Genomic DNA, 16,644 nt, shown 5'->3' on the forward strand with positions numbered 1-16,644 from the left:
GGCTGTGATCTTTGATCCTGGAAAAACCAACCTCAAAAGATCGCAGCCTTCGGCAGCTCCTACAGGGGATCCGGGTTGTGGCAGGCAATAAAAAACGCCCCCGGCCTTGCGACCGGAGGCGTTTTTGTATGGCGGCGAAGTTATTTCGCTTTCACACCTTCAAACGAGATGTACAGATCGACGTTGTCGGACTGTGGACCCAGATCCATCATCTTGCCGAAATCAGAGCGCTTGATGCTGGTGGTACCTTCGAAGCCGGCACGGTAGCCGCCCCATGGATCCTTGCCTTCACCCAGGAACACAGCCTTGACCACGATCGGCTTGGTCACGCCGTGCAGAGTCAGGTCGCCGGTCACGTCAGCCGTGTCTTTGCCAGCGGCATTCTTGCCAGTGGATTTGACGCTGGTGGAGACGAACTTGGCGTCAGCGTATTTGCCCACGTCCAGGAAGTCTTTGCTGGAGATGTGCTTGTCGCGCTCGGCATGGTTGGTGAACACGCTGGCGGTCTTCACGTTGAATTCGATTTTGCTGTCTTCAGGCTTGGCGGCGTCGAAGCTGAACTTGCCGTCGATGTCCTTGAAGGTACCGGTGATGTAGCTGTAGCCCAGGTGGCTGATCTTGAAGTCGACGAAAGCGTGCTGGCCTTCCTTGTCGACAGTGTAATCAGCAGCCATCACGTTCGCGGACAGTACGGCAGAACCGATTGCCAGCGCGGCCAGAGTCTTTTTCAACATGCTTTCTTTTCCTTTGAGTCGAGGTTGAACTTCAGGCTTTGCGACCGAGCATTCGAGTGAGGGTCGCATCACGATCGATAAAGTGGTGCTTCAATGCTGCCAACGCATGGAGACCGGAAAAAATTACCAGCGCCCATGCCAGCCAGAGATGAATCACCCCAGCGGTATCTGCCTGATCCGGTAGCCCGGAAACCAGTGCAGGAACTTCAAACAGGCCAAACACCGGGATCCCGACACCGTCTGCGGTGGAAATCAGGTAACCGGCAAGCATCACAGCGAACAGTCCGACGTACAGAAACCCGTGGCCGAATTTGGCGCCGATGCGGGTCATGCGGCTGTAGCTTTGCAGCGTCGGTGGCGGTGGGCTGATAAAGCGCCAGAGCACCCGCAACACCATCACACCCAGCAGCACCAGACCGATGCTCTTGTGCAGATCCGGCGCGTCTTTGCGCCAGCTGCTGTAGTAATCCAGCCCCACCATCCACAGACCCAGCGCGAACAGTCCGAAGACCGCCAGCGCCACGCCCCAGTGCATGAAGATGCTGACCCAACCATAGCGTGAAGCAGAGTTACGTAGCTGCATTGCCCAAATCCTGTGAGAACTGCGAACCAAGACTAGCGAGTTATCTATCGAATTAAAGCGGAAAATTTTGCTTTGAAATATCGAGAAATACGATCAAGAGCCTAGAAGCGACGCGTTAAGGAAAGATTAAAGGCAATTTTGTCGGATCGTGCTTGGCGCCGACCGGTCGATTTTTACCGCCTGACCAGTCGGGATACGAGGGAATGGAACTCCGCAGGCGGCTCTACGGAAGATCGCAAACAGCTATATTTTTGATCAATAACTATGTACAGCTGATTGAATATTCAAACCTGATCCAATGGCGACTCCATTACTTATTGATCAGGTATACATAAATGGCTCTTCGATATACGCCGTTTCAAGCAAGTGGCTCATCCACACTACCCGCCAATCAAACGATGTCACCGGCTCAATTCCTGCAATCCGATAACGGTCAATTTCGTTTGATCTTACAGGCCGATGGAAATTTGCTGATCAAGGAGGGTGAAGCTTTAATTTGGGTAGCAGATGGAAATCAGCCTTACAGTAAAACCTTACATCAGAAACGTATGCGCGAGCCTCTGCAGTTCGTGATCAGCAATAGTGGCTTTCTCTATGATCCATCCAGACGCCGTCTTTGGATTGCTGAAAGTACCCACAGCGCTGACAAGTCACTGTGGTACAACACGTGTATGACTATCCAGGATGATGGGAACCTTATCATCTATGATCAACGCACCGGCAGCCCACGCTGGGCACGCTTTGGCTTTGCCCCAGGACGAAGCTCGAAGCCAAAACAGAAATGGCTCAGAAATTTACCGGACGGTACACAGGTATTCAAATGGGATTTTTAACATGCCCGGCGCTGACATGTTCGATTAATTCTTAAGAATAGCCGGAGGCTGTAAACAATCCGAGCCATAAGGATCCATCGTGCATTTATGAGCAAGCTCCGAGCTATATCCGCCTGGAAAGAAATGGCCATTTGCACAGCCGGAAACTGCAATTAACACGAACAGCAACGTAAATAGTTTCATAACGAGTCACCTCCAATTCACCCAAGCATAAAATTCGAGACAACCGACTCGCTATCATTTCATTCTGATTATTTTGTGGGAAAAATCCTGCGCAAAGGTAAGCCTTGAGACTGCATGGAAAAAGATAAAACTGCATGTTTAATTGCAAAAAAAAACGCGGCACATTTGGCCGCGTTTTTTATTGGAGCTAAGGCTTATTGCGCCTTGGTCTCGGTCGTCTCAGCAGGTTTCACCGCTGGCTTCTTCGCCGGCTCAGCCTTTTTTGCAGCAGGCTTGGCTGCGGCTTTCTTCGCGTCGGTTTTGGCCGCCGGCTTCTTCGCCGCAGGCTTGGCTGGCGCTTTCTTCGCCGGCTCGGTTTTCACCGGAGCGGCTGGTTTCGGCGCTTCCACCGGAGCTGGCGCAGGGGCTGGGGCTGGAGCCGGTGCAGGCGCTGGAGCCGCTGGCGCTGGCTCAGGCGCCTTCACTGGCTCTGGCTTCTTCTCGTCATCCGAACCGCCAAACAGATTGCTGAAGAAGTTGCCCTTCTTCGCCGACACGGCACCCGCCGCGCCTGCCGCTGCTGCGGCCGGAACCACTTTGACCGGTTCAAACGACTTGCCGGCTGCCAGGTCTTCAACCTGACTGGCCGCACGCTGACCGGTGCGCAGCGCGCCTTCCAGGGTGCCAGGATACAGGGTGTCGGTGTGTTCGCCGGCAAACGCTACGCGTTGCAGTGGGCGCTCCCACAGGCGCCAGAACTTGCTGATCTGGCCCGGGCCGTAAGCCAGGTAGGCGCCACCCATCGACGGGTCGGTGCTGTAGCGACGGATTTCATAACCGGTGAACGAGCCACGGGCCTGTGGATAAAACGTGTGCAGACGGATCAGCACCTGATCGACCATCTGCTTGTCGCCGAACGCCTGCATCACGCGAGCGTTGTCGCCGGACAGGTTGATCACCACGTTGGCGCCGCCCTTCAGCGCCGGCTCGATCCAGAGCATGCCTAAACCCGTGTTGCTGTAGATCTCGCCGGACATGCGCGCCTTGCTTTCCCACACCGGCGTCTTGAACTTGAGCATGATCTGATCGCGCCAGCCGTAGTTGGTGCCCTTGATCGCGGCCAGATGCTGGGCGTCCAGCGCCGGGGTCAGCGCGATCTTGTTCAGCGCACGCAGCGGCACGGCCAGCACCACGTAGTCAGCCTGATAGCCAACACTGCCGACCTTGACGGTCACGCCGTCCTTGTCCTGAGTGATCGCGGAAACCGGCGAGTTGGTCTTGATGGTCTTGATCTGTTTGACGAACGCCTGGGCCAGTACCTGGCTGCCGCCGACCAGGCGCGAGGCGCGCAGGTCACGGTCGGAGACGCCACGGTAGACGCGGTTCTGCTGGGCGAAATACAGCAGCGACAGACGCGAAGGTTCATCGTAATGAGTGCGGATGTCCTGGTTGATCAACTGACGCGCGGTGGCCGGCAGGTTCTGCTTGTCGAGCCAGCTCGAGACGTTGATCTGGTCCAGCGCATGCAGGGTGTTGGTCGCGGCCGGGTTCTGCGGATCGTCGATCGAGCGCGCCAGATCGTCGAGGGTTTTCTGGTAGCGCTTCAAGGCGTCGGCGGTAGCTGGCTGCTTGGTCGCCAGATCGGCAGCGGAGAAGTACTCGCCGTCGATCAGATAACCCGGTGTGCGCACGAATTCAGGGGCTGGCGTGGTGCCCAGCTTGAAGGTCGAAACGTACTTGTTCAGCACCGGCTGGGTCTTGTCGTTGCCGATCCACTCGCTGGTGGCCATGCCCGAGCGACCGCCGAGGCTCGGCTTGGCTTCCAGCAGCGTGACCTGCCAGCCCTTGTTTTGCAGCTCGTAAGCCGCGGTCAGGCCCGACAGGCCGCCGCCGATCACGATTGCGGTTTTATCCTTGGCCAGCGCCGTAACGCTGAACAGCCCCAACATCACCAGCGCACAGGCGCGCAGCCAACCGACAGACATTCAGCGAACTCCGGAAATACACGTAGGAAAAAAGCAGTTTTGCGGGTCAGACGACCCAAAGAACCGCGAAGAATACGTCAGCCATCAAAACGCCGCCAGCGACGTCTATCGGCCCATACAAAGTAGCTCAATCGACGCAATGGGTTGTCCCGACGCGATGCATTGCATAGGCTTGCGCGATTGTTTGCCCGCGCCTGACGCGAGCCGCCTCGAGGAGACTGTAAATGGGCCTGAATAACCAGTGGATGCAACGCGACCTCGCGGTGCTGTGGCATCCCTGCACCCAGATGAAAGACCACGAACAGCTGCCGCTGATCCCGATCAAACGCGGTGAAGGCGTCTGGCTCGAAGACTTCGAAGGCAAGCACTACCTCGACGCCGTCAGCTCATGGTGGGTCAACGTGTTCGGCCACGCCAACCCGCGCATCAACCAGCGCATCAAGGATCAGGTCGATCAACTGGAACACGTGATCCTCGCCGGTTTCAGCCATCAACCGGTGATCGAGCTGTCCGAGCGTCTGGTGAAGATGACCCCGGAAGGCCTGAATCGGGTGTTCTACGCCGATAACGGTTCGTCCTGCATCGAAGTCGCGCTGAAAATGAGCTTTCACTACTGGCTCAACCGCGGCCAGCCAGACAAAAAGCGCTTCGTCACCCTGACCAACAGCTACCACGGTGAAACCATGGCGGCGATGGCAGTCGGCGACGTGCCGCTGTTCACCGAAACCTACAAGGCATTGCTGATGGACACCATCAAGGTGCCGAGCCCGGATTGCTACCTGCGCCCCGAAGGCATGAGCTGGGAACAACATTCGCGCAACCTGTTCGCCGCCATGGAACAAACCTTGGCAGAACATCATGACAGCGTTGCGGCAGTCATCGTCGAGCCGTTGATTCAGGGCGCCGGCGGCATGCGCATGTATCACCCGGTGTACCTCAAACTGCTGCGCGAAGCCTGCGACCGCTACGGCGTACACCTGATCCACGACGAAATCGCCGTCGGCTTCGGCCGTACCGGGACCATGTTCGCCTGTGAGCAGGCCGGCATCCGCCCGGACTTCCTCTGCCTGTCCAAGGCCCTGACCGGCGGCTACCTGCCACTGGCGGCGTGCCTGACCACCGACGAGGTCTACAGCGCGTTCTACGACGACTACCCGACTCTGCGCGCCTTCCTGCATTCGCACAGCTACACCGGCAACCCGCTGGCCTGCGCGGCAGCACTGGCGACACTGGATATCTTCGAGCAGGACAACGTCATCGAGAACAACCAGGCACTGGCCCGGCGCATGGCCTCGGCCACTGCGCATCTGGTCGATCACCCGAATGTCAGCGAAGTGCGCCAGACCGGCATGGTGCTGGCGATCGAGATGGTCAAGGATAAAGCCACCAAAGAGGCCTACCCTTGGCAGGAACGCCGTGGCCTGAAGGTGTTCCAGCATGCGCTGGAGCGTGGCGCGTTGCTGCGGCCGCTGGGCAGCGTGGTGTATTTCCTGCCGCCGTATGTGATTACCCCGGAGCAGATCGACTTCCTCGCCGAAGTCGCCAGTGAAGGCATCGACATCGCCACCCGTGACAGCGTCAGCGTGGCGGTGCCGAAGGATTTCCACCCGGGGTTCCGTGATCCGGGCTGATTGAAAATTTGTGGCGCCTGAACTGCCGCTTTCGCGAGCAGGCTCGCTCCCACCCTGGAATGTATTTCCCGTGGGAGCGAGCCTGCTCGCGAACGAAGCTGACACCGATCCAACTGATTCACATCTTTCCAGAGACCCGAAATGAGACTGTCCCGCTTCTTTATCGACGCCCCCCTGAGCACCGGCGAACACGAACTGCCGGAAGCCCAGGCGCATTACATCAGCCGCGTGCTGCGCATGGCCGAGGGCGATGCGGTGCAGTTGTTCGACGGTTCCGGCCATGAGTTTCGCGGATCGCTGGTGGAAGTCGGCAAAAAACGCGTCGTCGTGCAGATCGACGAACAGCTCGCCGGCCAGGTCGAATCGCCGCTGCAGATCCACCTCGGCCAGGGCCTGTCCCGGGGCGAACGGATGGACTGGGCGATCCAGAAAGCCACCGAGCTGGGCGTGAGCGAAATCACCCCGATCTTCAGCGACCGCTGCGAAGTGCGCCTGAAGGACGAACGCGCCGACAAACGCCTGCTGCACTGGCGCCAGGTGGCGATCAGCGCCTGCGAGCAGTGCGGGCGCTCACGGGTGCCGGTGATTCATCCGCCGGTGTTGTTGGCCGACTGGCTGAAGCAAACCCAGGCTGAGTTGAAACTGGTGCTGCATCCAGTGGCCGAGCCGCTGGTGAGCCATGCAAAACCGGCGACTTTGGCGTTCCTGATCGGGCCAGAGGGTGGTTTGTCGGATACCGAGGTCGAGCAGGCCAAAGGCAACGGCTTCCATGCAGCTCGGCTGGGGCCGCGGGTGTTGCGCACCGAGACCGCGCCAGTGGTGGCACTGGCGGTGGCTCAGCAACTTTGGGGCGACTTCTAAAGCGCTGAAGGATCGCAGCCTTCGGCAGCTCCTGCAGGTGGATCCCGTTTCAACTGTAGGAGCTGCCGCAGGCTGCGATCTTTTGATCTTGCTTCAGAGGACATAAAACAGAATCGCCACAAAGTGCAGCAGACTCCCGGCGATCACAAACAAATGCCAGATCCCATGCGCATGCCGCAACCGGTGATCCAGGGCAAAAAAGATGATCCCCACGGTGTACAACACCCCGCCCGACGCCAGCCAGGCAAACCCGGTCGTGCCCAGCGCGGCAATCAACGGTTTGACCGCCACCAGCACGATCCAGCCCATCACCGCATAGATCACGATCGACAGGATCCGCGCCTCCGAGCGTGGTTTGATTTCCTGCAAAATGCCAATCAGCGCCAGCCCCCAGACAATCCCGAACAGTGTCCAGCCCCACGGCCCGCGCAGCGTCACCAGACAGAAGGGTGTGTAGCTGCCGGCGATCAGCAGGTAGATCGAAAAGTGATCGACCTTCTTCATGATCGCTTTCTTGCGCCCGCGCACGCTGTGGTACACGGTCGAGGCGCTATAGAGCACCAGCAAGGTAAAGGCGTAGATCGCCACGCTGACAATTTTCCACGGACTGCCGTCGAGGCTGGCAATCACCAGCATCCACACGCCGCCGATAAACGCTGCCACTGCCCCGACCAAGTGCGTCCAGGCGTTGAGTTTTTCCCCGTGATACATGTGTCGCTCACCTCGTTATTCGTTACCGCAGCGCGCAAGGCTCGGGCCTTGAGCGTAAAAGCGCAATGTTTCCATTCAACACGATCCCTGTAGGAGCTGCCGAAGGCTGCGATCTTTGCTTTTCAAGATCAACAGATCGCAGCCTTCGGCAGCTCCTACAAAGAGCGGCGCATACCGGGCACAATCGGCCGATACCAAAAAGAGTCCGCGCCATGCTGATCGACGAAGAATTGACCCTGAAAAAACTCGAGGTGTTCCTCGCCTTCATGCGCACCGGCAATCTGGCGCGCGCCGCTGCCGAGTTGCAGACCAGCAATGTCAGCGTGCACCGGGCGATCCATTCGCTGGAAAGCGCCCTGCGCTGCCCGCTGTTCAAGCACGAAGGGCGCAACCTGACGCCGCTGGAAAGCGCCTACGTGCTCGAAGAACGCGCGCAGAAGCTGATCCAGGACGTGGTCGAAAGCGTGCGCCTGACCCGCGAAGCCGCCGGCTTCTCCGCTGAACGCTTCAAGCTCGGCTCGCTGTATTCGCTGACGGTGAAAACCGTACCGCAACTGATCATGGGCCTGAAGATCCGCCGCAGCGAACTCAACATCGACCTGATCCTCGGCTCGAACATCGACCTGCTCTACAAGCTGAAGAACATGGAAGTCGACGCGATTCTGGTGTCGCTGGACGACACGGTCAGCGACCCGGACTGCGAGCAGATCCCGCTGTTCTCCGATGACATTTTTCTCGCCACGCCGGCAGATTCAAGATTCGCCCAGCGTCAGGAAGTCGATCTGGCTGAAGTGCGCGACGAAACGTTCATTACCCTGACCCAAGGCTTCGCCACCCATCAGGACGGCATCCGGGTGTTCAAGCAGGCGGGGTTCGAGCCGAAGGTGGCGATGCAGGTCAACGACATTTTCACCCTGCTGAGCATGGTCAGCTCGGGGGTGGGTTATGCGTTGCTGCCGGGGCGGATTGCGGCGGTGTACGAGAACCGGGTGAAGCTGATTCCGTTGCAGGAGAAGTATCGGTTGCAGCAGCACATTGGCGTGGTGTTCCTGAAGGCCAAGGAGCGTGATCCGAATCTGCTGGCGCTGCTGGCGGAGTGTCGGATGTATGCCAATCGCCAGGCTTGAAACCGCGTCGACTCCTTCGCGAGCAGGCTCACTCCCACATTTGGAATGCATTTCCCTGTGGGGGCGAGCCTGCTCGCGAAAGCGTCAGCCCAGACAACTCAAATTCCGGACCTAACCAACAATCCCGCGAACAATAAAGAACAGCAGCGAAGGCCCAAGCAAACAGCCAAGCCCTGTGTGGAACGTCGCCGTCAACGCCCCATAAGGCACCAAGCGCCGATCCGTCGCCGCCAGCCCCGCCGTCACCCCACTCACCGTCCCGGCCAGACCACCAAACACCATCGCCGAACGCGGGTTATCCAGGCCCATCCAGCGCGCCGCTACCGGCGTGCCAACCATCACCAGAATCGCCTTGATCAACCCGGTGGCAATCGACAGCGCCATCACATCCGAGGTCGCGCCAATCGCCGCACCGGTCACTGGGCCGACGATGTAGGTCACCGCGCCCGCGCCGATGGTGGTCATGCTCACCGCATCGCGATAGCCGAAGGCCCAGGCCATGCACGCGCCGACAATGAACGGCAGGATGGTTCCGAGCAGCAGCGCGATCACGCCAATCAACCCGGCCTTCTTCGCCTCGGTCGCCTGCACTTCGAACGCCGTGGCGACGATCGCGAAATCACGCAGCATCGCGCCGCCCATCAGGCCGATGCCGGAGAACAGCGTCAGATCCGCCAGGCCTTTCTGGCCGCCCGTCATAGTGCCGCCGACCCACGCCAGCACCAGACCGATGACGATGGCAATCGCCGAGCCGTGAATGCGCCCGAACGTCAGGCGTTTCGAGAGAATCACCGAGACCCACATGATCACGCCGACGAAAGCGAAAGCCGTGATCAGGCCGTTGTGTTCCAGACCGTTTTCAACGAGTGCCCACATGTCAGCGACCTCCTACCGGGGTGCCGACCGGGGTGACTTCCACCGGTTCGTCAGGCAATGGCTCACCTTTATGAGTGCGGCTGATCAGGGCAATGGTGCAACCACAGACCAGCACCGAACCGATTGCCGCCAGCACCGCCACCGGGCCGCCGTGCAGGGCGGTGACGACGTTCTGTTGCGCGGCCATCGCCACTACCACCGGAATGTACATCGCGCCCCAGAAGCCGACGCCCATCTCGCAATCCTTGGTCATGCCGCCGCGCTTCTGCATCCACAACCGCGCGCAGATCAACAGGATCATGGCGATGCCGACCCCGCCGACGTTGGATTTGACGCCCAGCAACACGCCGAGCATGTCACCCATGATCACCCCTGCCAGCGTACAGATCGCCAACAGCGCCACACCGTAAATAATCATTGTTGTAGTCCTCAAAGTGCATCGTCGAATGTTGTTTTTGTTGTTCGAAGCCTGAGTCGCGGCGGTTTATGGTCGGCGGCCACCCTCCTCACGCAACAGCGCCTGCAAGGTGTCCAGACGCGCACTGTCGAAGGCAGTGACCGTGCCCGATTCGAACACCCGGCGCGCCAGCCCGGTCAGCACCGCACCGGGCGGCAGTTCGATCTGTAGCCGCACGCCGCGCTCGTAAGCGCTTTGCACGGTGCCGCGCCAGTCCACCACGCGGCACATGTTGAAAGCGAGGTCGTCGCGCAAGGCATCAGGCTTGATCAGCGGACGCGCGCGGCTGCCACTCAGGTAAGCGATTTTCGGGGTCTTCAGTTCAACCTTGGCGAAGGCCTCGGCGAGGGTTTGCGCCGATGCCTCCAGCAACGGGCAGTGCGACGGCACGCTCACCGCCAGACGTTTCGCCAGACCGGCGCCACGACTGCGCGCCAGTTCCGCCACCGCTTGCATCGCCTTGTCGCTGCCGGCAATCACCACCTGGTTATCGGCATTGATGTTGGCCAGGTACACCGGCGACTCCGCGCTGTGCACCTGCGCCAGCAGCGTTTCGACGGTGGATAATTGCAGACCGATGATCGCGCTCATGCCATAGCCCTGTGGATAAGCCTGCTGCATCAACCCGCCACGCAGGCTGACCAGATGCAGTGCATCGCTGAAGTTCAAGACCCCGGCGACCACCGCTGCCGGGTACGCACCGATGGACAGGCCGGCGACGTAATCTGCCGTGAGTCCGTCCTGCAACAATTGCCGTGAGGCAGCGACCCCGGCGATCAACAGGCACAGCTGAACCGCCCGGGTGCTGCGCAACGCATCGGCCGAATCGAGCCGCGCGACATCTTCACCGAGCACCTCGCTGGCCTCGGTCAAGGTTTCCCGAGGCAAACGCTGGAGCATGCCCGGTTGCTGCGCACCCTGGCCGGGGAACACCAACAGGCTGCTCACGCTGCCTGCTCCTGCGGGTTCCACGGGTCAGCCACCAGACACGCTTGATGGGCGTTTTTCAGCAGCACCCGTGCAGACCCGCTGGCCCATTCGCGCAAGGCGACTGCACCGAACGGCGTCTGCAACTGCATGTCGACCCGGCACACGGCTTGATCAAAGAGCTCGACCAGTTTGCGTGCCTGATTGCGAGTAATCAGCTGCGGGGTACGCAGAATCAGATCGAGATCACTGGCCTCATGCATCGCAGTAAAACCACTGGCCAACTCAAACCCGACACTGCCGCTGATGCCCCAGACCCAACCGCAATCATCGAGCATCGGCCGCAGTTGTTTGAGCGCCTGCATCACCGGCAAATCACGCTCGTGATCGACATGACAAAGCGCTTCCGGACTGACCCGACGCACAATCGCCTCAAGCGCCATGAACGCCGCCAGCCGCTGCTCACGCAACACGCCGCGCACGCCCACCGCGACCCAACCTTCAGCACTCACCGCCCGCCGCACCACCACCGGTTGCCCGGCAGCCAGCGACTCGATCGCCCACTGCGGCGCATCCGCCGGCAACTGCGCCGGGGTCATGCCCCACAGCAGATCGTGGGCCAGTGGCATGTTCACCACTGCGCCCTCAGCAGTTCACGCACGCGGCTGGAGGCCTCACGGTTTTTCGCGCCGAGACGCTTGCGCAAGTCAGTGCCGGAGATATCGTCGATAGCCTGTTTCAGGCACTCGGTCACCCGCGCCAGATCTTCCGCCGTCGGCTGCTCGATCTGCTGCACCGACAGGGTTTCCCAAAGCAAACCGAGGCTGGCGTAACTGTCGATGTCATAGGCCATCGGCGGCACGCTGGCAGCCAGTGCTTCCAGTTCCTCGACACTGCGCAGCGTCACTCGCGCCGCCGAGGCCTTGCCCATCGCATGCACCATCACCCCGGGATCGCGCAGGGCAATCAAACGGTTGGCCTGATAACCATGAGCAAGAAACGCCCCGGACATCGCCTTGCCCACCAGCAGCGCAATCACCGGATGCCCGGCCAGACGGGCGCGGGCATAACTGTCCGCCGCACCGGCCAGGGCCTGATGAATGCCGAGGGCTTCTTCGCGACGACCGTAAGCCTGGCTCGGGACGTCGACGATGGCGATGATCGGGCGCTTCTGCGCTTTATCGCGATCTGCCGTGATCGCGTCATCCACTGCCTTGGCCAGGCCCCAGCCTTCGAGCAATCCGACTTCGCCGTTGCGAGCCCGTGGGAAACGGTTGTCCGGGTTAGCGACCACAGCGATAAACCGCCCGAGTTCGCCATCGGCGACCTTCAACGATGGCGGCAAACCTTCTACGGCTTTCGCACCAGCGTTCAGAGCGTTGAACCAGTTCAAACCGCGCACGGAATAACCACTCATGAGCGCTCTCCTTGATACAGATCACGAACCACCGCAGGCTCGATTTGCTGGTTGGTGTCCAGTCTCGCCAGACGTTGCAGGAACCATTCGGCACGTTGGCTGCGCGGCTGGGTTGGCACCCCTTGCTGCAACAGTTCACCGACCTGCTGGCGGATCTGCGCCACATCATCAGCGACATAGCGATCCACCAAGCCACTGGCAAAACGCTGCTCGCCACCGGTCAGGCTCCAGATGAAGGGCCGGTCGCGGGAGTCGTATTCTTCGATTCCGGCTTCCTGCTCGATCACCTGCGGACCATTGAGGCCGAGGCGTGCTTCCTGTGTCACCAGCAAATAACTGCACAGCGCAGCGGCAATCGACATGCCACCGAAACAGCCGACGCTGCCCGCGACCACGCCGACTACCGGTTGGTACTGCTGCAAATCGACAATCGCCGCATGAATATCAGCAATCGCCGCCAGCCCGAGGTTGGCTTCCTGCAAACGCACGCCACCGGTTTCCAGCAGCAACACAGCGCGGGTAGGGATGCCTTTGCGATTGTCTTCGGCGGCCAGTTCCAGCGCGCCGGCAATCTTCGCCCCGCCGACTTCGCCGAGGCTGCCGCCCTGAAACGCGCCTTCGATGGCGGCGATCACCACCGGCAAACCGTCGAGGCTACCCTTGGCGATCACGACACCGTCATCGGCTTGCGGCACCACGCCCTGGCGTTCGAGCCACGGCGACATGACCCGTTGAAACGGGTCGAGCAATTCGCGGAAGGTCCCGGCATCAAGCAAGGCTTTCGCCCGTTGCCGCGCACCGAGTTCGACGAAGCTGTGCTTGTGCAACAGCGCTGCGCTGTCAGTCATGGCCGATCTCCTCGAAACCTTGTTCCAGGCGCAAACGCACCACACCCGGCGTGGCGCCGAAATCGTGGATATCGATGGCCATCGCCGGTGGCGTGGTGCCGTCGAACATCCGCGCAAACAGATGCTGCCAACGCTGCTGCGCACCGTTGACCGAGGTCTGCACATTGATGGTCAGCTTGCCGGCCAGCCCCGGTTCGATCAGCACTTCCAGATCGCCCGAGCCGACACAACCGACCAGCGCCCGCCCGCGCGGCGGCTGCCCCGCGGGGAATTCAAAGGATAAGGTTTCCATCAAAACGCTCCCTGAAGGATGCCGTCGCGCTCGATTCGATCGAGCAGCAGCGTGGCGGCGAGCAAGTCGGCGGCGCCACCGGGCGAGGCATTCAATGCGATGAGTTGTTGATCCAGTTCGTGCAGGCGCCGACGCCCGCCGAGGCTGGCGCTGCCGCCGGCGTCGAGCACCGCTTGCGCGCCCTGCTGCATGGCCTGCAGGCCTTGGTCACCGGCGCGGTAGAGCACGCAGGTGTCGGCCAGATCGGTCATGATCGCCAGCAGCGCATCGAGCCGGGCGTTCTGTTCGCCGTGGCCGTTGGCGCGGCTGCGCTTGAGTTGCGGCAGACCACGTTGCAGCACGGACGGGAAGCCGAGTTGCGCTTCCTCACGGGCACCCCGTGCGCCGTAACGCAGGGCGACCTGGGCGCCGTGGCTCAACGGTTTTGGTGCGTAGCGGTCATCCAGCAAGGCCAGACGTGCGGCGCGAACAGAGACTGCATTGGCGCTTGAGGATTTCGGTTCCAGCGCAGCGGCGGTCACCAATAACCCCAGTGCCCAAATGGCACCGCGATGGGTATTCACCCCGTTGGTGGTCGCGAGCATCGCTTGCTCGCCTTCGCGACCGATGCGGCCAATCGCTTCGCGCAACGTTGAATCGACTTCGCCGGTTTCAACTGCTGCTTCAGCCATCTCCTTGAACGCCGGCCACAACGACAACGCCGAGGCGTGCATCAGGCCCAAGTGCAGATCGGTGTGCGCGCCATTGCCACGCCGGTCGACCAGCGCCGGTTTCGGCGACAGATCGGCTTCGTCGATCAGCGCATCCACCGCCAGATCGGCGAGGCGTTCGCTCAGGCTCAGGGGTTTCGCTTGCAGGTTGAGTGCGTGCATTACCAGCTCCTGAATTTCGCGGGCGGGTTGTAGAGGCCGCCGGACCACTCGACCAGATCGGCCACGCTTTTCGCCGCCAGCAGCTCGCGGGTGGCGTCGGTGCGGCGGATGCCGAGGTCTTCGGGCAAGGCGATCAGGCCTTCGCGGCGCATGCGTTCGGTGTCTTTCGGGTTATGGCGCAGGCCGATGGCGGTCACACCCGCGACGGCAGCGATCATCGCCTGACGTTCTTCCAGCGAGCGCGCCTTGTACAGGTAGGCGATACCTTCTTCGGTGAGCAGGTGGGTGACGTCGTCGCCGTAGATCATGATCGGCGCCAGCGGCATGCCGCTTTTCTTCGCCACCTCCACCGCGTCGAGGGTTTCGACGAAGGTCGGTTTGCCGCCCTCCTGGAAGGTCTCGACCATTTGCACCACGAGTTTCTTGCCGCGTTCGAGCATCGGTTGCTGCGTGTCGTCGTGGCGCATGTCGAGCCACGCCGGGGTGCCGTGACGCCGACCGCGCGGGTCGTGGCCCATGTTCGGCGCACCGCCGAAACCGGCGAGACGGCCACGGGTCACGGTCGAGGAATGGCCATCGCCATCGACCTGCAGCGTCGCGCCGATAAACAGATCCACCGCGTACTGCCCGGCGAGTTGGCAGAACATCCGGTTGGAACGCAGCGAGCCGTCGCGCCCGGTGAAGAACACGTCCGGGCGCGCGGCGATGTAGTTTTCCATGCCCAGTTCGGTACCGAAGCAATGCACGCTTTCGACCCAGCCGCTCTCGATCGCCGGGATCAGCGTCGGGTGCGGGTTGAGCGTCCAGTTGCGGCAGATCTTGCCTTTGAGGCCGAGGGATTCGCCGTAGGTCGGCAGGATCAGCTCGATGGCGGCGGTGTTGAAACCGATGCCGTGGTTGAGCGACTGCACGTTGTGTTTTTCGTAGATGCCGCGAATCGCCATCATCGCCATCAACACGTGCACCGGTTTGATGTGCCGTGGGTCGCGGGTGAACAGCGGTTCGATGTAGAACGGCTTGTCGGCCACCACCACGAAATCCACCCATGACGCCGGGATATCCACGCGAGGCAGTTCGCTGACGTCATCCACCAATTGGTTGACCTGGACGATGACGATGCCGTCGCTGAACGCGGCCGGTTCGATCAGTGCCGGGGTGTCTTCGGTGCTGGGGCCGGTGTAGATGTTGCCGGCGCGGTCGGCCATGAACCCGGCCGAGAGCACGACGTTGGGGATCAGATCCACCACCAGCCGCGCGTAGAGTTCGATGTAGGTGTGAATCGCGCCGATTTCCAGCAAGCCGTCTTCGAGCAACTGGCTGATGCGCAGGCTCTGGGTGCCGGCGAAGGAGAAATCGAGCTTGCGGGCGATGCCGCGTTCGAACAGATCCAGATGCTCGGAGCGACCGACGCTGGGCATGATCATGTGCAGATCATGCAGCTTGCCCGGATCGGCTTTGGCCAGCGAACGGGAAAGGAAATCCGCCTGCTTCTGGTTGTTGCCCTCCAGCACCACACGGTCGCCGGGATGGATCAACGCTTCAAGCGCCGCGACGATCTTGTCGCTGGGCAACACCACACCGTCGGCCAGCCCGCGCACCTTGTCGAGACGCCGCTGCTTCTCGTCACGCCGCCGCGTCCAGCGCGAGTCGGGGGAAATTGTTGTTGTCATGCTCACTCCACGGGGTTCGCTGTCGTGGAGCTACGTTAGGCGTGTGGGGTGGGGGCATCAATCAAGCGCGGCGGTGAATCATTACGCTGAGCGTAACGTTTACTGACGCTTTCGCGAGCAGGCTCGCTCCCACTGGATTTTGAGTTGCTCACCCTTCTGCGCCCGCCCCAAATACCTGTAGGAGCTGTCGAGTGAAACGAGGCTGCGATCTCTTGATCCTCAGAATCCAGATCAAAAGATCGCAGCGTGCCGCAGCTCCTACAGGGGAACGCATTGCGTTTTTCAGTCCGTCGGCACCAACCTATCCAGCACCCGATTGACCGCCATCTCCGCCACCATCACCACTTGAGCAATGCCCTGCAGGGTCTTGCGGTGCGTGCCTTGCACCAGCGCCGCATGGTTGTTGAGCATGACCGTGGCCGAGCCGAGGGACTCACTGGCATCGGCCAGCAGAGATTCGCTGTCGGCGTCGGGGTTGACCATGTACAGCGTGTTGGGGGTGTAGGGCGTGGCCATGAGGTCAGGTTTTGGCGGGCCGAGGTAATGGTCGAGCGCGCGTTCGGCGGCTTCGTGAAATTTCTTTGATTCGGGGGATTCGTAGGGGGATGCCGCATCTGTTGGCGGCGGACTTGGTGTTGGTTTAATCATTCTCAGGTTC

The 16,644-nt window shown here is 60.9% G+C and carries 18 protein-coding genes; 4 read left to right on the top strand and 14 right to left on the bottom strand.

Going from position 1 to position 16,644, the window contains the following annotated elements; translation table 11 throughout:
- Positions 1-140: 140 nt before the first annotated feature.
- Both BW33_RS00900 and BW33_RS00905 read right to left on the bottom strand, forming a co-directional pair.
- Positions 141-734 (bottom strand): YceI family protein, encoded by a 594-nt coding sequence (locus BW33_RS00900; RefSeq protein ID WP_047596554.1) that lies wholly within the window; start codon positions 732-734, stop codon positions 141-143.
- A gap of 31 nt (positions 735-765) precedes the next feature.
- Positions 766-1,317: a cytochrome b gene (locus BW33_RS00905; protein ID WP_047596555.1), complete on the bottom strand. Its 552-nt coding sequence runs from the start codon at positions 1,315-1,317 to the stop codon at positions 766-768.
- A gap of 335 nt (positions 1,318-1,652) precedes the next feature.
- Between BW33_RS00905 and BW33_RS28150 the strand changes: the two genes are divergently transcribed.
- A complete protein-coding gene (locus BW33_RS28150) occupies positions 1,653-2,150 on the top strand; it encodes a hypothetical protein (protein WP_081794153.1) in 498 nt (165 codons plus the stop codon).
- A 377-nt stretch (positions 2,151-2,527) separates the two neighbouring features.
- Here BW33_RS28150 and BW33_RS00910 read toward each other — a convergent pair whose 3' ends face one another.
- Positions 2,528-4,297 carry a flavin monoamine oxidase family protein gene (locus tag BW33_RS00910; protein WP_047596556.1) on the bottom strand — a complete coding sequence of 590 codons (1,770 nt, stop codon included), beginning with the start codon at positions 4,295-4,297 and terminating at the stop codon, positions 2,528-2,530.
- A gap of 224 nt (positions 4,298-4,521) precedes the next feature.
- Here BW33_RS00910 and BW33_RS00915 point away from each other — a divergent pair, with 224 nt between their 5' ends.
- Together BW33_RS00915 and BW33_RS00920 are read left to right on the top strand one after the other, a co-directional pair.
- A complete protein-coding gene (locus tag BW33_RS00915; protein WP_047596557.1) occupies positions 4,522-5,928 on the top strand; it encodes an adenosylmethionine--8-amino-7-oxononanoate transaminase in 1,407 nt (468 codons plus the stop codon).
- 141 nt (positions 5,929-6,069) lie between these two features.
- Positions 6,070-6,789 (top strand): 16S rRNA (uracil(1498)-N(3))-methyltransferase, encoded by a 720-nt coding sequence (locus BW33_RS00920; protein ID WP_047596559.1) that lies wholly within the window; start codon positions 6,070-6,072, stop codon positions 6,787-6,789.
- A gap of 93 nt (positions 6,790-6,882) precedes the next feature.
- Here BW33_RS00920 and trhA read toward each other — a convergent pair whose 3' ends face one another.
- Positions 6,883-7,500 (bottom strand): PAQR family membrane homeostasis protein TrhA, encoded by a 618-nt coding sequence (trhA, locus tag BW33_RS00925; RefSeq protein ID WP_047596560.1) that lies wholly within the window; start codon positions 7,498-7,500, stop codon positions 6,883-6,885.
- A gap of 212 nt (positions 7,501-7,712) precedes the next feature.
- Between trhA and BW33_RS00930 the strand changes: the two genes are divergently transcribed.
- Positions 7,713-8,627, top strand: coding sequence for a LysR family transcriptional regulator (locus BW33_RS00930; RefSeq protein WP_047596561.1), 915 nt, complete (start codon positions 7,713-7,715; stop codon positions 8,625-8,627).
- 111 nt (positions 8,628-8,738) lie between these two features.
- Here BW33_RS00930 and madM read toward each other — a convergent pair whose 3' ends face one another.
- From madM to BW33_RS00980, 10 genes are all read right to left on the bottom strand, one after another.
- Positions 8,739-9,503: a malonate transporter subunit MadM gene (madM, locus tag BW33_RS00935; RefSeq protein WP_047596562.1), complete on the bottom strand. Its 765-nt coding sequence runs from the start codon at positions 9,501-9,503 to the stop codon at positions 8,739-8,741.
- 1 nt (position 9,504) lies between these two features.
- A complete protein-coding gene (gene madL, locus BW33_RS00940; RefSeq protein WP_027610595.1) occupies positions 9,505-9,921 on the bottom strand; it encodes a malonate transporter subunit MadL in 417 nt (138 codons plus the stop codon).
- 66 nt (positions 9,922-9,987) lie between these two features.
- Entirely contained in the window at positions 9,988-10,908 is a 921-nt protein-coding gene (gene mdcH, locus BW33_RS00945) for a malonate decarboxylase subunit epsilon (RefSeq protein WP_047596563.1), read from the bottom strand.
- Positions 10,905-11,525, bottom strand: a complete 621-nt coding sequence (locus tag BW33_RS00950) for a malonate decarboxylase holo-ACP synthase (protein WP_047596564.1) — start codon at positions 11,523-11,525, stop codon at positions 10,905-10,907. The genes mdcH and BW33_RS00950 overlap by 4 nt, the downstream gene beginning before the upstream one ends.
- Positions 11,519-12,304 carry a biotin-independent malonate decarboxylase subunit gamma gene (gene mdcE / locus BW33_RS00955; protein WP_047596565.1) on the bottom strand — a complete coding sequence of 262 codons (786 nt, stop codon included), beginning with the start codon at positions 12,302-12,304 and terminating at the stop codon, positions 11,519-11,521. Before mdcE ends, BW33_RS00950 begins: the two co-directional genes overlap by 7 nt.
- Entirely contained in the window at positions 12,301-13,152 is an 852-nt protein-coding gene (locus BW33_RS00960) for a biotin-independent malonate decarboxylase subunit beta (RefSeq protein ID WP_047596566.1), read from the bottom strand. Before BW33_RS00960 ends, mdcE begins: the two co-directional genes overlap by 4 nt.
- A complete protein-coding gene (locus tag BW33_RS00965; RefSeq protein ID WP_003229075.1) occupies positions 13,145-13,444 on the bottom strand; it encodes a malonate decarboxylase subunit delta in 300 nt (99 codons plus the stop codon). Before BW33_RS00965 ends, BW33_RS00960 begins: the two co-directional genes overlap by 8 nt.
- Positions 13,444-14,316, bottom strand: a complete 873-nt coding sequence (locus BW33_RS00970; RefSeq protein WP_047596567.1) for a triphosphoribosyl-dephospho-CoA synthase — start codon at positions 14,314-14,316, stop codon at positions 13,444-13,446. The genes BW33_RS00965 and BW33_RS00970 overlap by 1 nt, the downstream gene beginning before the upstream one ends.
- Positions 14,316-15,986 (bottom strand): malonate decarboxylase subunit alpha, encoded by a 1,671-nt coding sequence (gene mdcA / locus BW33_RS00975; RefSeq protein WP_047596568.1) that lies wholly within the window; start codon positions 15,984-15,986, stop codon positions 14,316-14,318. Before mdcA ends, BW33_RS00970 begins: the two co-directional genes overlap by 1 nt.
- Positions 15,987-16,268: 282 nt before the next feature.
- Positions 16,269-16,634, bottom strand: coding sequence for a DUF6124 family protein (locus BW33_RS00980; protein WP_047596569.1), 366 nt, complete (start codon positions 16,632-16,634; stop codon positions 16,269-16,271).
- Positions 16,635-16,644: the final 10 nt, after the last annotated feature.

The sequence above is a fragment of the Pseudomonas sp. RIT288 genome (assembly GCF_000631985.1).
Taxonomy (GTDB): Bacteria; Pseudomonadota; Gammaproteobacteria; order Pseudomonadales; family Pseudomonadaceae; genus Aquipseudomonas.

Coding starts and splice junctions, on each gene's coding strand:
- BW33_RS00900 (WP_047596554.1), bottom strand. CDS start 734: ATGTTGAAAAAGACTCTGGCCGCGCTGGCAATCGGTTCTGCCGTACTG.
- BW33_RS00905 (WP_047596555.1), bottom strand. CDS start 1,317: ATGCAGCTACGTAACTCTGCTTCACGCTATGGTTGGGTCAGCATCTTC.
- BW33_RS28150 (WP_081794153.1), top strand. CDS start 1,653: ATGGCTCTTCGATATACGCCGTTTCAAGCAAGTGGCTCATCCACACTA.
- BW33_RS00910 (WP_047596556.1), bottom strand. CDS start 4,297: ATGTCTGTCGGTTGGCTGCGCGCCTGTGCGCTGGTGATGTTGGGGCTG.
- BW33_RS00915 (WP_047596557.1), top strand. CDS start 4,522: ATGGGCCTGAATAACCAGTGGATGCAACGCGACCTCGCGGTGCTGTGG.
- BW33_RS00920 (WP_047596559.1), top strand. CDS start 6,070: ATGAGACTGTCCCGCTTCTTTATCGACGCCCCCCTGAGCACCGGCGAA.
- trhA (WP_047596560.1), bottom strand. CDS start 7,500: ATGTATCACGGGGAAAAACTCAACGCCTGGACGCACTTGGTCGGGGCA.
- BW33_RS00930 (WP_047596561.1), top strand. CDS start 7,713: ATGCTGATCGACGAAGAATTGACCCTGAAAAAACTCGAGGTGTTCCTC.
- madM (WP_047596562.1), bottom strand. CDS start 9,503: ATGTGGGCACTCGTTGAAAACGGTCTGGAACACAACGGCCTGATCACG.
- madL (WP_027610595.1), bottom strand. CDS start 9,921: ATGATTATTTACGGTGTGGCGCTGTTGGCGATCTGTACGCTGGCAGGG.
- mdcE (WP_047596565.1), bottom strand. CDS start 12,304: ATGAGTGGTTATTCCGTGCGCGGTTTGAACTGGTTCAACGCTCTGAAC.
- BW33_RS00960 (WP_047596566.1), bottom strand. CDS start 13,152: ATGACTGACAGCGCAGCGCTGTTGCACAAGCACAGCTTCGTCGAACTC.
- BW33_RS00965 (WP_003229075.1), bottom strand. CDS start 13,444: ATGGAAACCTTATCCTTTGAATTCCCCGCGGGGCAGCCGCCGCGCGGG.
- BW33_RS00970 (WP_047596567.1), bottom strand. CDS start 14,316: ATGCACGCACTCAACCTGCAAGCGAAACCCCTGAGCCTGAGCGAACGC.
- mdcA (WP_047596568.1), bottom strand. CDS start 15,986: ATGACAACAACAATTTCCCCCGACTCGCGCTGGACGCGGCGGCGTGAC.
- BW33_RS00980 (WP_047596569.1), bottom strand. CDS start 16,634: ATGATTAAACCAACACCAAGTCCGCCGCCAACAGATGCGGCATCCCCC.